At 69.1% G+C, this 317-nt stretch carries 1 pseudogene; it reads right to left on the bottom strand.

The window, feature by feature from the left end:
* Positions 1 to 317, bottom strand: a pseudogene (locus EN845_RS35735) (GNAT family N-acetyltransferase); the annotation flags it as partial.

Here is a 317-nt window from a genome sequence, read left to right as displayed (position 1 = left end):
AAGGCGGGCAGAAGCCGCGGATCGGCTGCAGGGAAGTTGCCGTTGGCGTGGCGCCCGCCGGCGAAACGGGCGATACCGAAAGGACCGCTTCGCACGACCTCCAGCGCCAGCGAAAGCGCCGGTCTGCTTTCGAGGTTCAGCGTGGCGATCACTATGTCGGCCTTGGTCTCGGCCCTCCAGTTGCGCAGCCAGGACGCGCTCTGTGCCGGGGCAAACAGCGCTGAAGCGCAGAACTCCGCGTAGCCGGCAAGACCGGCGCTGTCGATCACCGCTGCCGTCAGCCCGCCCTGGCTCGAGGCAGGGGCACGCGCCGTAGC

This window comes from Mesorhizobium sp. M8A.F.Ca.ET.202.01.1.1 (genome assembly GCF_004791595.1).
GTDB lineage: Bacteria > Pseudomonadota > Alphaproteobacteria > Rhizobiales > Rhizobiaceae > Mesorhizobium.
This window is presented reverse-complemented; position numbering and strand designations above follow the sequence as displayed.